The sequence below is a fragment of the Streptomyces amakusaensis genome (genome assembly GCF_039532665.1).
In the GTDB taxonomy this organism is placed as follows: domain Bacteria; phylum Actinomycetota; class Actinomycetes; order Streptomycetales; family Streptomycetaceae; genus Streptomyces; species Streptomyces amakusaensis.
In genome coordinates, this window is record NZ_BAAASB010000012.1 from 166,451 (window position 1) to 181,476 (window position 15,026).

General features: G+C 75.1%; 11 protein-coding genes and 1 riboswitch. Of the genes, 2 read left to right on the plus strand and 9 right to left on the minus strand.

The genetic code is table 11. From position 1 onward, the window contains the following. Positions 1–60 precede the first annotated feature (60 nt). From ABD371_RS22105 to ABD371_RS22120, 4 genes are read right to left on the minus strand one after another with little or no spacing between them, the layout of a single operon-like run. A complete protein-coding gene (locus tag ABD371_RS22105) occupies positions 61–885 on the minus strand; it encodes an ECF transporter S component (protein ID WP_344479453.1) in 825 nt (274 codons plus the stop codon). Beyond that, positions 882–2,501, minus strand: coding sequence for an ABC transporter ATP-binding protein (locus ABD371_RS22110; protein WP_344479455.1), 1,620 nt, complete (start codon positions 2,499–2,501; stop codon positions 882–884). The genes ABD371_RS22105 and ABD371_RS22110 overlap by 4 nt, the downstream gene beginning before the upstream one ends. Further along, positions 2,498–3,664: a CbiQ family ECF transporter T component gene (locus ABD371_RS22115; protein ID WP_344479456.1), complete on the minus strand. Its 1,167-nt coding sequence runs from the start codon at positions 3,662–3,664 to the stop codon at positions 2,498–2,500. The genes ABD371_RS22110 and ABD371_RS22115 overlap by 4 nt, the downstream gene beginning before the upstream one ends. Further along, positions 3,661–4,749, minus strand: a complete 1,089-nt coding sequence (locus ABD371_RS22120; RefSeq protein ID WP_344479458.1) for a hypothetical protein — start codon at positions 4,747–4,749, stop codon at positions 3,661–3,663. The genes ABD371_RS22115 and ABD371_RS22120 overlap by 4 nt, the downstream gene beginning before the upstream one ends. A 389-nt stretch (positions 4,750–5,138) precedes the next feature. Beyond that, positions 5,139–5,282: riboswitch (cobalamin riboswitch) on the minus strand. 96 nt (positions 5,283–5,378) lie between these two features. Here ABD371_RS22120 and ABD371_RS22125 point away from each other — a divergent pair. Then, complete coding sequence (locus ABD371_RS22125; protein ID WP_344479459.1) at positions 5,379–6,473, plus strand: enoyl-CoA hydratase/isomerase family protein; 1,095 nt, start codon at positions 5,379–5,381, stop codon at positions 6,471–6,473. Here ABD371_RS22125 and ABD371_RS22130 read toward each other — a convergent pair. The 3 genes from ABD371_RS22130 to ABD371_RS22140 form a co-directional block, all read right to left on the minus strand. After that, on the minus strand, positions 6,470–8,527 hold the full coding sequence (locus ABD371_RS22130) for a SpoIIE family protein phosphatase (RefSeq protein WP_344479639.1): 2,058 nt from the start codon (positions 8,525–8,527) through the stop codon (positions 6,470–6,472). The genes ABD371_RS22125 and ABD371_RS22130 overlap by 4 nt on opposite strands. Before the next feature lie 141 nt (positions 8,528–8,668). After that, entirely contained in the window at positions 8,669–12,268 is a 3,600-nt protein-coding gene (locus ABD371_RS22135; RefSeq protein WP_381734247.1) for a phosphodiester glycosidase family protein, read from the minus strand. 427 nt (positions 12,269–12,695) lie between these two features. Continuing rightward, complete coding sequence (locus ABD371_RS22140; protein ID WP_344479461.1) at positions 12,696–12,965, minus strand: DUF6158 family protein; 270 nt, start codon at positions 12,963–12,965, stop codon at positions 12,696–12,698. A 469-nt stretch (positions 12,966–13,434) separates the two neighbouring features. On the opposite strand from ABD371_RS22140, the gene ABD371_RS22145 reads away from it, so the two are divergent. Next, on the plus strand, positions 13,435–14,241 hold the full coding sequence (locus tag ABD371_RS22145) for a VOC family protein (protein WP_344479462.1): 807 nt from the start codon (positions 13,435–13,437) through the stop codon (positions 14,239–14,241). 48 nt (positions 14,242–14,289) lie between these two features. Here ABD371_RS22145 and ABD371_RS22150 read toward each other — a convergent pair whose 3' ends face one another. Then, a complete protein-coding gene (locus ABD371_RS22150) occupies positions 14,290–14,463 on the minus strand; it encodes a hypothetical protein (RefSeq protein ID WP_344479464.1) in 174 nt (57 codons plus the stop codon). Between the two features lie 103 nt (positions 14,464–14,566). Further along, positions 14,567–15,025, minus strand: coding sequence for an ATP-binding protein (locus ABD371_RS22155; RefSeq protein WP_344479465.1), 459 nt, complete (start codon positions 15,023–15,025; stop codon positions 14,567–14,569). Position 15,026: the final 1 nt, after the last annotated feature.

Here is a 15,026-nt window from a genome sequence, read left to right on the forward strand (position 1 = left end):
GGTACTCCTCGGTACGGCGGGGCGGGATCGGGTACGGGATCGGGGCGGGATCGGGGGCGGTCATGCGCGGGGAGGGTCGAAGGTGACGGGAGCGTCGAAGGCGGCGCGCCGGGACGCCCGGCGCAGCACGGCCAGTACGGCGGGGCCGACCAGCACGATGGCGAGGAGGTTGGTGAGCGCGCGTCCGGTGTCCCAGCCGAAGGTGGAGGTGGTCAGCGTGAAGATGAGGAAGGTGTGCAGGTTCTCGGCGACCGGGGCTCCGGGGTCGAAGGAGAGCTGGGTGTCGGTCCCGGCGGTGAAGGGCCAGAACCACATGTTCATGAGGAGGCCGAACGTGTAGGCGGCGACGACTCCGTAACAGGCGAGCAGGGCGATCTCGGCCCGTCCGGTGACCCGCCGGGGCAGCAGCCCCGCGCCGAGCCCGATCCAGGCGGAGGAGATCATCTGGAACGGCAGCCAGGGGCCGACTCCGGCGGTGAGCAGCGCGGAGGCGAAGAGCGAGAGCGCGCCGAGCACGAAGCCGAACCCCGGGCCGAACACCCGTCCGGCGAGGACCAGGAGGAAGAAGACGGTCTCGATGCCCGCCGTGCCCGCGCCGAGCGGGCGCAGTCCGGCGTTGACGGCGGAGAGCACGCCGAGGAGTGCGAGGACCTTGGGGTCGATGCCGCCCGAGGACATCTCGGCGAGGACGACGGCGAGGACCACCGGCATCACGATGATGAAGATCAGCGGGGCGTCGGCGGAGTGGGCCACGGCCTCGGGCCGGGGCGGGGCGAACAGCGGCCAGAAGAACATGACCAGTCCGGCGGCGCTCGCCAGGGCCAGGACGACGGAGGTGCGCGGCCGTATCCGCAGCACGGAGACGCGCCGGCCGCCGGGGCTCATGCCGTGGCCTCCTCTGCGGCGGCGAGGGCGGCGGCGATCTGTTCCACGGTCAGCCAGGGCTCCGGCGCGAGCACCTTGGCGACCTGTGGGGCGAACGCGGGTGAGGCGACCACCACTTCGGCGGTCGGCCCGTCCGCGACGATCTCCCCCTCGGCCATCACGATCACCCGGTCGGCGGCCCCGGCCACGAACTCCACGTCGTGGGTGGCCACCACCACCGCCCGGCCCTCGGCGGCGAGCCGACGGACGATCCCGGTGAAGCGGGCCTTGGCGTGGTAGTCGAGCCCCCGGGTGGGCTCGTCGAGGAGTACGGTCCCGGGGGCCGCGCCCAGCTGTACGGCGAGCACGAGGGCGAGCTGCTGGCCCTCGGAGAGGTCGCGGGGGTGGCGGTCGCCGGGGATCCCGGGGGCGATGGAGTCCAGCAGTGCGCGGGAGACGCCCGTCGCCGCGCCGGACTCGGTGTCGCCCTGGGCGCACTCGGCGTCCACGGTCTCCAGATAGAGCAGGTCGCTCGCGGTCTGCGGCACCAGGCCGACCAGTGCGCGGGCGGCGCGCGCCGACACCTTCCCCGGGTCGGAGCCGAGCACGTCGACCGTGCCGGACCGGCGCGGCCCCGAACCCTGGAGCGCCCAGAGCAGCGAGGACTTGCCGGAGCCGTTGCGGCCCATGAGCGCGACGACCTCGCCGGCGCGGAGTTCGAGATCCACCTCCCGTACGGCGATGGTCCCGCCGTACGCGACGGTCACCCGCGCTCCCGTCAGCAGGGTCTTTCCGGCGGTGGGCGCGGGGGCGGGCGGGGTGCTGCGGGCGAGCCGGCTCCTCAGCGGTCCCGCGGCGCGGCGGGCGTCGCGCACGGACAGCGGGAGCGGTCGCCAGCCGGCGAGCCGGCCCAGCCGTACGACCGGGGGCGCGACGTCACTGTCGGCCATCAGCTCGGCGGGCGGGCCGTCGCGCACGGTGCCGTCGCCGACGAGATGGAGCAGCCGGTCCGCGTACGGCAGGACCCGCTCCACGCGGTGTTCGGCGAGCAGCACCGTCGTACCGAGGTCGTGGACGAGCCGGACGACGGCGGCGAGGACCTCCTCGGCGGCCGTGGGGTCGAGCGCGGAGGTGGGCTCGTCGAGTACGAGGACCCGGGGGTGGGCGGTGAGCACCGAGCCGATGGCGACGCGCTGCTGCTGGCCCCCGGAGAGGGTGCGCAGGGCGCGGCGGCGCAGTTCGGCGATGCCGAGCAGATCGAGGGTCTCCTCGACGCGTTTGCGCATCACGTCGGAGGGCAGGCCCAGCTGTTCCATGCCGTAGGCGAGTTCGTCCTCGACGGTGTCGGTGACGAATCCGGCCAGTGGGTCCTGGCCGACGACGCCGACGAGATGGGCGAACTCCTGGGGCGGATAGTGGGCGGTGTCCTGGTCCGCGACGCTCACCCGGCCGCGCAGACGGCCGCCGGTGAAGCGGGGCACCAGCCCGTTGACCGCGCCGAGCAGGGTCGATTTGCCGACTCCGGTGGCTCCGGTGACGAGGCAGAGTTCGCCCTCGCCGATGTGGAGGCCGACGTCGGCGAGGGCGGGGCGGTCCGCGCCGGGGTAGTGGAAGGTCACCTGTTCGAAGGAGATCACGCGGCCGGCTCCTTGGCGGTGGACACCGGTACCGGTTCCGGTTCCTCCTGGGTGAGGGCGGGCGGGGGTGCCAGCCAGGCGGGCAGCGCGCCGACGAGGATCGCCAGGGCGGGCAGAGCGGAGAGTTCGGGCCAGGTCAGAGGGGTGAGGGAGGGGTAGAGGCCGGCGGGGTCGACCTGGGAGCTGAGATACATCAGGGTCGCGGCGGCGATTCCGGAGAAGGTGACGGCGAGTTCGCCGGCCCGCCAGCGGTCCGGGCGGTAACGGCTGCGGCGCAGCCGCCGTCCGCCGAGCACGAATCCGGCGACGGCGACGAGGAGCCCGGCGGTCAGCATCGGCGCGCCCAGATAGACGGGGGTGGTGGCGTCCATGACTCCGTACAGCCCGGCGCAGATCCCGAGCAGGCCGGTGATCACCAGGAGTCCGGTGATCAGCCGGGTGGCGGGGTCGATCCGGCCGGTGCGGCCGTAGCCGTGCGAGGCCATCGCGGCGGCGAGCGCGAGTGAGCGGTTCAGGGCGTCCTCCAGCACCGGGACGAGGATCCCGCGCAGGGCGCGCGGCCCTTTCCGGCCGCCTGCCCGCAGCCGGCGGGCGCGGCGCACCCGCTGCACGCTCTCGACCAGTTGCGGGGCGACGGTGAGCGCGACGACGACGGCCGTGCCGATCTCGTACAGCGCTCCGGGCAGGGTCTTGAGCATGCGTTTGGGGTTGGCGAGCGCGTTGGCCGCGCCGACGCAGACGACCATGACGGCGAGTCTGAGCCCGTCGTAGAAGCCGCCGAGGAGCTGCTCGGCGGCGACCGGGCCGAAGAGTCTGATGCCTGCGGCCCAGGCGGGCAGGGGGATCTGCGGGAGGGTGAAAAGGACGATGTCGCCCTGTCCGCCGCCGAAGACGATCCGGAACACCACGCGGCCGGTGACGATGAACGCGCCGAGCAGCAGATACATCCGGAAGGCGAGGGCCCAGGGCGCGTCGCCGCGCCGCCGGACGACCACATGGCCGCAGACCGCGAGGATCAGCGCCAGCAGCAGGGGGTTGGTGGTGCGGCCGGCGGCGGTGGCCAGGGCGAGCGCCCACAGCCACCACGCGCCGGGGTGCAGGGCGCGGGGCAGCGGCGGGAACCGGAGGGCCGCGAGGGGCGGGAGGGAGGGGCGTGCGGTCATGCGGAGTCGTCGGCTCGCGCCGCGCGCCGTCTGCGCCACGCGGTGGCCCCGGCGGCGAGCAGCAGCAGGGCGAGGGCGGTGAAGCCGGCGACCGTGCTGAGCGGGATGCCCCGGCCGGCCGCCTCGCCGCTCTCGGTGGCCTCGGCGGCGGAATCGGTTCCGCTGTCGTCGGCTCCGGTCCACTCGGGGGCCTCACTGGGGGTGACGGCGGTGCCCGGGACGGGTTCTTCGGACGCGGCCGGTGCGGTCGCGGCGGAGGGGGCGGAGGGGGCGTCGCTCTTTCCCTCTGTCTTGGCGGGGGCACTCGGTACCGCCGGGCGGGAGGCGTCGGCCGATCCGCCGCCGCTGCCGCCGCTGCCGCTGCCGGAACCGGAACCGGAACCGGAGCCCGTCGAACCGGTGCCGCCCGTGGAGCCGGTCGAACCGTTGGAGCCGCCGGACGAGGAGCCGTCGCCGGTGGGCCCGGCGGTCGGCCCGGACGACGGTTTCGGCTCCGGCTCCGGCTTCGGCTTCGGCTTCGGCTTCGGAGCGGGGGACGGTGCGGGGCGTAAGGGGGCGAGGCGCGGCGGCGTACTGGCCGTCTCCGTCTCGTTCATGGAGAACGACCAGCCCTCGAAGCTGCCCGGCGGGGGCTTGCGGTTCATCACGCCCCACTGGCTGTAGCTCCACTTCCCCCGGTCGGGGGCGTGCCAGTACGACCAGTAGGCGGAGGCGGGCGGGGTGTCGACGCAGGACTCGTCGGCCGGGCCGGGCCTGCCCTCGATCCGGCAGATGAACGCCTCGCCCCAGCGGTTGGTCCCGGCGATCCGGATGCCCGCGTTCTTCAGCGCGGCATGGCCGGTGGCCTGGTCGCCGGGGGCACAGCGGACGATGGTGGTGCCGCCGAGCCTCTGGAAGTCGATGACGACGGTCACCCCCTTGTCGTCGGGGCAGTGTCCAGGCGTGCCCTTGTCCTGGTCGATCGCGAACGCCGGTGGCGCGGCGGCGACTTCACCGGTGAGCCCGATTCCGGCCGAGGCCGCCGTCAGGGTGAGCGCGAGGCCGATCGCGCGCGGGGCGCGGAGGCCGCGCCGGTCGGTTCTCATGACGGCGTGCCCTCCTGGCGCTGCGGGGCGGGGTGTTCGGCGGGGCACGCGGCGGCCTGCGGCGCGACCGCCCGTAATGTCCAGTGCATGACATCCCAGAGGACGGGGGCCGGGCGGGCCGAGGGGCGCGAGGCCCTACGGGGGAGGTGCGGCACACGGCGGGCGTCGACGGCTCGCGCCGTCGCACCCGGTGTCCCGGCCGCGACTCTGGCGACGGGTCTGACGCCGATCATCCGAAGGACCCTCCCGGAGAAGGCCGGCATCGGGATCCCGGGCGGGCTTCGCACACGACAAACCCCTGACGCGTATCCACGGTGAGGACGGATACGTCAGGGGCCCGAGTGGTTCAGATACCGGGCTCCACTCTGCAGACCATGACAGTGAGAAGCAGTGCGCACACACGGCTGGGCGGTCCGACTCGCGGCACAACGGATGCGGTGCCGCTCACGGTTGCAGGTCAGCGCCGGATTCCCACCGGCTTTCCCCATCCGTATGCGTATGAAGTTGTCGGCCCCGGCCACATGGATCACTCTGTTCACGCGGGCAGAGACAGCGGCATCCTATGTGCGTCCCGACCGTGCCGCCACCCCCTGGGCACGGCCACGAACATCACTCGGAAGGAACGGCCCATGGCCCCGGACGCGACCGAAACCGTACTGCTGCGCTCCGAGGGCCGCGCGGCCCGTATCACCCTCAACCGGCCGCGCGCCCTCAACGCCCTGACCCGCCCGATGGTCCGGGCCGTCGACGCGGCGCTCGCCGCGTGGGAGCGGGACGGGAGCGTGGCCGCGGTGGTGATCGCGGGGGCGGGCGAGCGCGGGCTCTGCGCGGGCGGCGACATCCGGGCGATCCGCGCGGACGCCCTCGCCGGCGGGCGGGCCTCCCTGGATTTCTGGCGGGACGAGTACCGGCTCAACGCCCGCATCGCGCGCTTCCCCAAGCCGTACGTCGCCCTCATGGACGGCATCGTGATGGGCGGCGGGGTGGGCGTCTCGGCCCACGGGAGCGTACGCGTCGTCACCGAGCGCTCCTCGGTGGCGATGCCGGAGACGGGCATCGGCTTCGTCCCCGACGTGGGCGGTACGTATCTGCTGTCGCGCGCCCCCGGCGAACTGGGCACCCTGCTGGCCCTCACCGGAGAGCCGGTGGGCGCGGCGGACGCCCTGCTGTGCGGGCTCGCCGACCACTTCGTACCGGCGGCACGGCTGACCGGCTTCGCCGCCGCCCTGACGGACTCCGAGGTCATGGACGCCGTGCACCGGTACGCCGGCCCCGCTCCGGAGGGCCTCCTCGCCGGCCGGCGGGAGTGGATCGACTCCTGCTGCGCGGGGGACTCGGTGGAGGAGATCGTGGAACGGCTGCTCGGCCACGGCGACCCCGGGGCGAAGGAGGCGGCGCGGACGATTCTCACCCGGTCACCCACCTCGCTGAAGGTCACCCTCGCTTCGCTGCGCCGGGCGCGGGCGCTGGCTTCGCTGGAGGAGGTGCTGGAGCAGGAGTACCGGGTGTCGTGCGCGGCGTTCCGCTCCCCCGACCTGGTCGAGGGGGTACGGGCCCAGGTCGTCGACAAGGACCGGAGTCCGCGCTGGTCCCCGGCGGAGCTGTCCGGGGTGTCGGAGGCGGCGGTGGCGCGGTTCTTCGCCCCGCTCCCGGAGGGGGTGCCCGGTCTGTTCGGGGACGGGGAGGAGTACGGGGAGGAGCACGGGAAGGGGAAAGGGCTCTAGCGGGTGGGGCGGAGCAGGAGGAGGGCGATGTCGTCGCCGTGGCGGCCTGCCGGGGTGTCGGGGCCGACGAGGGCGTCGGCGATGGCTTCGAGGGGGCCGGTGGCACGGGCGAGGCGGGCGGCGAGGGCGGCGAGGGCGTCGTCCATGTCGGTGCCGGGGCTCTCGACCAGCCCGTCGGTGTAGAGGGCGAGTACGGATCCGGGGCGCAGGGTCATGGTCGTGGTGGGGTAGTCGGCGGCGGGGTCGACGCCGAGCAGCGGGCCGCCCGCGATGTCCAGGACGCGGACGGTGCCGTCCGGTTCGCGGAGGAGCGGGTGGGGGTGTCCGGCCCGGGCGAGGTGGGCGCGGTGGGCGCGCAGATCCAGGTGGAGGTAGGCGCAGGAGGCCAGCAGGTCCTGGTCGAGGTCGATCAGGAGCCGGTTGGTGGACTCCATGACCTGGCCGGGCGGCTGGCCGACGGCGGTGTAGGCGCGGACGGCGGTGCGGACCTGGCCCATCAGGGCGGCGGCGGTGACGTTGTGGCCCTGGATGTCGCCGATGACGGCGGCGGCGGTCCGGCCGGTGGGGATGAGGTCGTAGAAGTCGCCGCCGATGTCCATGCCCTCGGTGGCGGGCCGGTAGCGGGCGGCGACCTCCAGTCCGTCGAGGGCGGGGAGGGAGCGCGGCAGCAGGGCCTCCTGGAGGCCGTGGGCGAGGCGGTGTTTGGTGTCGTACAGCCGGGCCCGCTCCAGGGCCTGGGCGATCAGCCCGCCGAGGCCGGTGAGCACGGACCGTTCGTCGGTGGAGAAGCGGTGTTCCTCGGCGAAGCCGAGGACGCAGGTGCCGACGGGCCGTCCGGAGGCGATGAGCGGGAGATAGGCCCAGGCGGCCATGCCGTCGGGGGTCGCGTACCGCTCGGGGTAGACGCGCTCCAGCTGTTCGCGGGACTCGAAGAACGAGGGCACTCCGGTGATCAGGGACTGGGCCCCGGGGATCTGCGAGGTGAGCGGCACTCCGTCGAACCGCTCCACGACCTCCGGGTCGCGGTAGCCGCGGTGGCCCAGGACGCGGAGGCGGCCGTTGTCGGCGGCGAGGATCACCAGTGCGCTGCCGCCCAGGGAGGGCATGATCTCGTCGGCGACCAGGCCGATCACGTCGGAGACGCCCACGGCCTCCGTCAGCGCGATCGCCAGGTTGGCGATGTGGGAGATGGTGACCAGCCGGGGCGGACGCTCGTCCCGGCTCTCCCCGGCGGCGATGTCGCTCACCCCGGCCCGGGCCGGGGTGATCTGGACGCTGACGCCGTCGCGGCCGGGGTGCAGCCGGAAGGCGAGCCAGTCGCGCGGCGGTCTCAGGACGCTGAAGGAGGTGGTGTGCTGGCTCAGCATCGCCGCCCGGTAGCGGTCCTCGTACACGGGGTCGTTCAGATAGGGCAGCGCGGTCCACAGCTGGCTGCCCGCGAGCAGGGGGACCGGGATGCCGAGCAGTTCGCCGGTGGCGGCGTTGGCGTAGGTGACGCGCCCGTTCACATCGAGGCCGCACACGCCGTCCGGCAGCCGGTCGAGCATCCGTACCGCCTCGGTCGCGGCGGAGGCGGCGGCCGGGGCGTCGGAGCGGGGGAACTGCGGCTCGACGACGAGCGGGCGGCCCTGTTCGGCGGCGCGCCGGAATCTGAGCGCGAGATGGTCGCAGGCGGCGGTGATCAGGGCGCGCTCGGTGGTGGACAGCTCGGGCGGGTGGGAGGCGGGCCAGGTGATGTAGAGGGCGCCGTAGGGGATTCCGGCGCTGATGAGCGGCGCGGCGGCGAGGCAGTACGGGTACGGCAGGACGACGGCGATGCGCGGATAGCGGCGGGCCATGTCCTCCTCGCCCGCGACCCAGACCACCCGGCTCTCGCGCACCGACTGGGCGACAGGGATGGGGGCGGTGAGCGCGACCCGTTCCCAGGGCGCGGAGAAGGCGCGGGGCAGGCCCGCCTTCACGACCATCTCCAGCATCCGGCCGCTGTCGCCGCCGCCGGCCGGTGAGCCGCTGAGCAGGTACAGCGCGCCCGAGTGCGCGTGGACGTCCTCCATCAGCCCGGCCAGGGCGAGTGACAGCGACGGCTGGAAGCCGCCCTCGTCACCCCGGCGGGCTCCGTCGCCGCCGCGGCCCGACGCTGCGGCCCCGGGGGCACGCGGCCCGGTCAAGCTGAAGCACCTCCTCAAGCCCGCTCATCACCAAGGCTGCCGGGTGAGGCGGTTTCTCGCACGGCGGGACGGGTGACGGCGGGCCGTGGCCGGGGCGGCGGCCCGTACGGTGTGACCGGCGGCGGCCGGGACGGGGGCCCGGGCCACGGCCGGGGCGGCGGCCGGCACCTCGATCACGGCGTGCTCGGTGACCCCGTTCACGGTCACCGCGAGGGTCGCCGTCCCCGGGCGCAGTGCCGTGAGACGGCCCGTCGCCGGGTCGAAGGCGGCCGTGTGGCGGGGACCGGCGGTGTGTGCCGGGCCGAGGTGGAGGCCGCGGGAGCCGGTCCAGTCGACGCTGAGCGGGAAGGCCGCGGGAACCCGGCGTACACCCTGCGTGACCGTGGCCCGGACCTCTCCGGCGGAGCCCGGCGGCAGCAGGGCGGGGGCGTCGAGGGTGAGGGCGTCGACATGGGCGCGGGTCTGCACCGAGAGCCAGTCGGGCCGGGACTGCCAGGGCCTGCGGCGGGCGGCGGAGCGCTCGTCGGGGCCGACCCGGTCGACGCCGACCAGGGACCAGCCGGTGAAGCCGCCCCGGTCGGCCGGGCCCGCCGGGCTCTTCCCCGAGTTGCCGTTGATCAGATACGGCACGCCGTCGATGTGTTCGGCGTGGAAGACTCCGGCGTGCGCGCCGATGAACGCGGCCCCCTTGCCGGTCGTACGGCGGAACTCGGCGAGCCAGCGCTCGATCAGCGCCGCCTCCTTGCGGTCGCTCAGCCGACTGCCCTGTCCGGGCGTCGGATCGCGCGGCGGCACATGCTGGACCAGGACGACCGAGCCGGTGTCCGGGTCGGCCGCCGCCTCGTCGAGCCGCTCGCGCAGGGCCTTGATCTGGGCGAAACCGCCGCCGCGCAGGGTGAGCCGGGAGGTGTCGAGGGTGATCAGCCGGGTGCCCCGGTGGTCGAGGACGCGGTGCGCGGGGCCGAACTCGGCGGTGAAGTTCCCGATGCTCCCGCCCATGACCTCGTGGTTTCCCGGAACGTAGAGCCAGGGCAGCTCGCCGCCCAGCTCCTCGGTGAGCACCCGCCGCGCGAACGCCAGATCCGCCGGTGCGCCCTCGTCCACCAGATCGCCGTTGACGAGGAGGAAGTCGGGGCGCGCCGCTCTGATCTCGCGCAGGGTGCGCCGGGCCTGCCGGACGATGGCGCTGTCGGGGTCGCGGGCGACGAACTGCGCGTCGGACATCACCGCGAACCGCCACTCCCGGCCCAGGGTCTCGGCCCCCGTGTCGATCAGCGGATCGGGGGCGCGCGGCCGGTCGGGCAGATCGACGGTGGGCGGCACCTGCGCGGCGAGGCCGTCGACGACGACCTTTCCGGTGTACTGCCGGGCGGCGGCGGTCTCGGCGAGATAGAAGCGGTGCACCGACAGCGGTGTCGCCGCTGTCGGCGGCACGGTGAAGGTCACCCGCCGCCAGCCGGTCCAGGTGAGATACGGGCCGCGCAGCAGCTGGTCGGAGCCTGTCGCGTCCTTGAGATGGAGGGTGGGCCAGGCCCCCTGTCCGTCGCCGTCGATCCAGAGGGTCAGCGATCTCGGCCGTCCGGCCAGGGCGATCGGGCGGGGCGGGACGGCGTAGGCGGCGCGGGTCGCCGTCGAGCGGGTGAAGTCGTACGTCAGCTCCAGGCCGGTGCCGTCGTGGCCCTGCGGGGTCGCCGCGACCGAGCCGCCCGCGCGGGCGTGGGCGAAGGTCCAGGACCCGGCGTCGTCGAAGTCGGCGACCGGCTGTTCGGTGAGGCCGGTGGTGACCGCGAGCGAGGTGGTCACGGCCCGAGCGCCCCGAGCGCCCCGGACGGTCGCGGTGACCTCTCCCGCGCCGCCGCCGGTGAGCGCGGTGACGGTGAAGGATCCCCCGCCGTCGTCGGCGATGCCGAAGAGCGAGCCGTCGTGGGCGAGGCTCACATCGGCGGGCTCGACGGGCGCGCTGTTGCCCTGGGCGTCGAACCCGACGATCCCGAAGGTGCCGGTGGACCCCGCGCCGTCGAGTCCGAGACGGCCGGTGGTGGGCTCGATCCGTACGAGGTCGTCCAGCACGGTCAGTTCGACGCTGCCCCGGGCCCCGGCGCGTTCGGCGTGCACGGCGGTCGTGCCGCCCCGGCGGGCCCGGAAGACGCCCCGGGCATCGACGCCGCCCACCCGGGGCCGGGCGGTGCGCCAGTTCGGGGACCCCGCGGCGGGCCCGTAGCTCTCGTCGTACCCGGCGGCGGTGAGCCTCCGTGTCAGCCCGGGGAAGACGCGCTCGGGGTGGCCGCCGCGCACCGGGTCGGCGGTGGGCGCGCCGGCGGCGGGCGTTCGGGTGCGCACCCAGTAGCCGTGCGGCTTCCCGCTGCCGTCGGGCGCGGTGAGCGCGAGCCCGTTGGGCACGGTGCGCTCGCTGCCGTCGGACGGGCTGTTCTCCACCTGGAGCGCGTCGCTGCCGGGGGTGCGGGCGAGGAGGGTGGAGGAGCCGCCGCCGTCGAGGTTGAGGGCGCTGTGCGCGCCCGCCTCCTTCAGCATCACCCCGAGTTCGGTGAGGGTGACACCGCCGCTGTCGGCCTGGCGTCCGTCGACGGTGACGATCCGCAGGGCGGAGCCGTCCCGGGAGAAGCCGACGGCGGTGCGGGGCGCGGCGGTGTTGTTCGGCCTGCCCTCGTGGTTCTGCGGCACTCCGTCCACGACGAGGAGTTCGCGTCCGCCGACCGCCGTGCGGGGCACCGGGCCGCCGTCCGCGCGCGGCCGGAACTCCAGGCTCACCGCGTCGCCCGGGCGCAGCGCGGCGAGCCTGCGCGCGCCGTCCTCCCGGCCGGTCAGCACGGTGGTGCCGGGGGCGGGGGGCCCGCTGCCGGGGCGGTCGGCCACGGAGACCACGCGCCCGTCGCGGACGGTCGCCTCGGCGACCGGGCTCGCGCCGTCCACGGTCAGGGCGCGGTCGGCGCTTCCCCAGGCGGGGGTGTAGACCCCGATGCCCCCGGCCGGGACATTGGCCGCGTTGTAGGCGGTCAGCGGGTGCGGGCCCGTGGGCAGGGTGAGCGTTCCATCGAAATAGAGCCGCAGGATCCGGCCGGCGAGGCCGGGTCCGACGCCGACGGCGTGGTGCGCGCCGGGGGCGGGCGAGTGGGTGATCTCGCCGTTCCGGATGCCGGGGCCCTGGGGAGCGCCGGTCTGGCCGATGTCGAAGAAGTCCGCGTTGACGGCGGCGACGGTGCGCCGCCCGGGCCCCGGGTCGTGACGGGCGGCGAGGCCGGAGACGGTGTCGCGCCCGGTGACCTCGCCGGTGGAGAGGTAGTCGGCCGCCACTCCTTCGGCGGTGAGGTCGACGGAGAGCGCGTCGACACGCAGCCAGCGGTCGGATTCGAGACGGTCGTACGAGGTGAGGCTGATCCCCCGGGCGATCGGCCGGGATTCACGGGCGGTCTCGATGCCGTCCCCGTCCACCACGGCGCGCGGCCTCCCGGCGGAGCCCGTACCGCCGGTGCCCGGCGCGCTCGCGGGCGGCGGTGCGACGGGCCGCAGGACTTCGGCGGCGTTCCCCGGGCGGGGGTTCTCGTCTGAGTCGGCCGCGGCCGGGGAGAGTGCTCCCGCCGCGAGGGCGGACACCGTTCCGATCAGCACGAGAACGCGCCGGGTTCCGCCTGTTCCGCCTGTTCCGCCTCGGCCCACGATGCCTCCCGGGTGACCGCCGGCCGCGCGCCGGCCGAGCGCCGTCAGCGGACAGCATCCCGGGGCCTGCCTCCGGACACCAGGGCGCGGGCGTCGCGCGTCACGCCGGGGGGCTCCTCGGGCGGAGTGCCCGGGGGTGTGTCACCGGGAGTGCGCGCCCCGGCGCGGGGGGCGGCGCACGGGCCGAGGCCCGTACCCCCTGGGCCCCGTCCCGGTACCTCCGGCTCTCCCGGGACCGGCGGGAGGCGTGAGCGGCGGACCGGGGCGGCTCCGGGGCGGCCGTTCTCGCACCCCCGCGCGGCGGGAGAGCCGCCGGGGCGTTCGTCACTCGTACGGGCGATGGCGTCCCCGGCGGGTGGGCCGGGCCCGGACGGAGGGGTCAGTGGGCCGGGCCGTCGCTCTCGGTGTGGGTGCGGGCGCGGGCGCCGGCGCGGGTGCGGCCGGCTGAGACGGGGCGGTCCGGATGGCGGCGGAGATACTCCTCCTCCAGCTCGGCCATCCGGGTGGTGTGCGCGGCGAGCGCGGCCGGGGCTCCGTGCAGCAGGGTGTCGTGCCTGCTGCGGTGGATGTTCTCCAGCTCCCGGATCAGCTCCTGCTCGCTGAGGCGGGCGGCCTCGATGCCCCTGCGCTGGTTCTCGGACTCCGTCATGGCGGCCGTTCTCCTTCCGTCCGGCGGCCTGGGCGGGGTCTCGCCCACACCGGGCGGCCCGGGTGTCATTCCCGACTCTGCGGGAACCCGTGGAGTGCGCGCCATCCGGCAACCGTGCCCGGCCGCCGTCCCCCCGGCGGGCCGCGGGACACGCGCGGGAGGCCCGTGACTCGCGGGGAGGAGGGCCCGGGGGCAGGATGGGAGCCGAATCCCCGCCGCGCACCCCGGCCTGGGGAGTGTCTTCGAAGTAGCGTCGTCCTCCCGCAGGGAGGGTCTGGCGGGGTCTGGTGCGTGCGATCGCAAGGCGGAGGAGGGAGTCGACGCGGAGCGTCGGCGACCGACGACAACGCGGCGAGCGTGCGTGCCAGGGCACGACAGGCAGACGGGACTTCGAAGACACGACCCAGCGCCCGGGTCCGCCGAGGGCGGGCCGTGGACCGCGTACATCCCATCCCAGGACATGAGAGCGATGAACGAGAAGACGGACCCGGCCTTCGCGCCGGGGATGGCATCGAGCACCGAGATGGTCGGCGCGCCGTGCTGGGTCAGCCTCATGGCCCGGGACCTCGCCGCGTCGCAGGAGTTCTACGGCTCGGTCCTGGGCTGGGACTTCCGCAGGGGAAAGCTGGGCGACGGATTCAGTGTGGCTCTGGACGACGGCGCTCCGGTGGCCGGGATCGGGGGCCTGGCGGGCACCCTTCAGGTGGCCGTCGCCTGGACGCCGTACTTCGCCGTCGCCGACGCCGACGCGGCGGCGGCGCGCATCCGGGAGCGCAGCGGCACCGTCGCGGTGGGCCCGCTCGCCTTCTCGCTGGGGCGGGGCGCGCTGGCGGCGGACCGGGACGGGGCGGTCTTCGGCATCTGGGAGGGGGCGCTGATCCCCGACTGGCAGTCCGGTCACCAGGACGCGCCCGCGTGGCTGCTGCTGCGGACCCGGGACGCGTTCGACGCGGCGATCTTCTACGGCGAGGTGCTGGACTGGGCCGCCGAGCGGTCCGGCAGCTGCGATGTGAGCTACGAGAACGACGAGGTCGTGCTCATCAGCAATGGGCATGTGCTCGCTCGGCTCGGCTCGGGGGCGCGGGGCGCGGCCCCCGACCCGATGGCGCGCCCGCGCTGGGACATCCACTTCCCGGTCTCCGACGTGGACGCCACCTGCCGGGCGGCGCGCGACGGGGGCGGCACGGTGCTCGGCCGGTGGACGACCGACGCGGGCGTGGACGAGGCGGCCCTGGCCGATCCGGACGGCGCGCTGTTCACGATCACCGGCCGCTGACGGACGGGCGGGGCACGGCCCGCACCGCGCCGCGCTGTCCGCGCGGCGTCACCGGCCCTCCTGCCTGCGGCGGCGGGCCTCCCTCAGCGCGGCCTCCTCGCTCCGGCCGCTCTCCTTCTCGCGCAGCCCCTCGGCCCGCAGCCGCTCATTGTGCAGCGCGATGCCGTCGGCCTCCTTCTTGCGGCCCTTCACCTGCCTCAGCTTCGCCTTCACCCAGCCCATGGCCCGGCCTCCCTCGTGCATCCGGTGGTGTGCCGTACCCCCAGTGTGGCGCGTGCCCCTCCGTACCGCCGTGCACGCCGGCGGGCGGGCCCCCGGAATCCGTCTAGCGGGGCGGGGTGATCTCCGCCCAGACGACCTTGCCGCCGTCGACGGGCTCCGCCCCCCACTTCAGCGAGAGCCGGTCGAGCACGATCAGTCCGTGGCCGCCGGGCTGCGAGACGGCGCGGGGGCGGCGGCGCGGGAGGTCGGGGCTGGGGTCCGACAGTTCGATCCGGAGGCGGTCGGGGGTGTGGCGCAGGACCAGTTCGGTCGGGCCGCCGGCGTGCAGACAGGCGTTGGTGACCAGTTCGGAGACGAGGAGGAGGACGTCCTCGGTCCGTTCGGCCCGCCCGCCGCCCTCCGGGGTCCAGCCCCAGTCGGCGAGCGCGCGCTCGGTGAAGTCCCGGCAGCGGCTGACCACCCGGGCCGTTCCGGACAGCGGCAGCCGCCTGGTCTGGCTCTGCCGCTGCTGTCGCTGCCGCTGTTGTTGTTGTCCGGAACGAGCCGGGTGGTCCGTGCTCATC

Excerpts from the sequence above, each read along its gene's own strand:
- ABD371_RS22115 (WP_344479456.1), bottom strand. The coding sequence starts at position 3,664 with ATGACCGCACGCCCCTCCCTCCCGCCCCTCGCGGCCCTCCGGTTCCCG.
- ABD371_RS22125 (WP_344479459.1), top strand. The coding sequence starts at position 5,379 with ATGGCCCCGGACGCGACCGAAACCGTACTGCTGCGCTCCGAGGGCCGC.
- ABD371_RS22155 (WP_344479465.1), bottom strand. The coding sequence starts at position 15,025 with ATGAGCACGGACCACCCGGCTCGTTCCGGACAACAACAACAGCGGCAG.
- ABD371_RS22140 (WP_344479461.1), bottom strand. The coding sequence starts at position 12,965 with ATGACGGAGTCCGAGAACCAGCGCAGGGGCATCGAGGCCGCCCGCCTC.
- ABD371_RS22130 (WP_344479639.1), bottom strand. The coding sequence starts at position 8,527 with ATGGAGGACGTCCACGCGCACTCGGGCGCGCTGTACCTGCTCAGCGGC.
- ABD371_RS22105 (WP_344479453.1), bottom strand. The coding sequence starts at position 885 with ATGAGCCCCGGCGGCCGGCGCGTCTCCGTGCTGCGGATACGGCCGCGC.
- ABD371_RS22120 (WP_344479458.1), bottom strand. The coding sequence starts at position 4,749 with ATGAGAACCGACCGGCGCGGCCTCCGCGCCCCGCGCGCGATCGGCCTC.
- ABD371_RS22150 (WP_344479464.1), bottom strand. The coding sequence starts at position 14,463 with ATGGGCTGGGTGAAGGCGAAGCTGAGGCAGGTGAAGGGCCGCAAGAAG.
- ABD371_RS22145 (WP_344479462.1), top strand. The coding sequence starts at position 13,435 with ATGAACGAGAAGACGGACCCGGCCTTCGCGCCGGGGATGGCATCGAGC.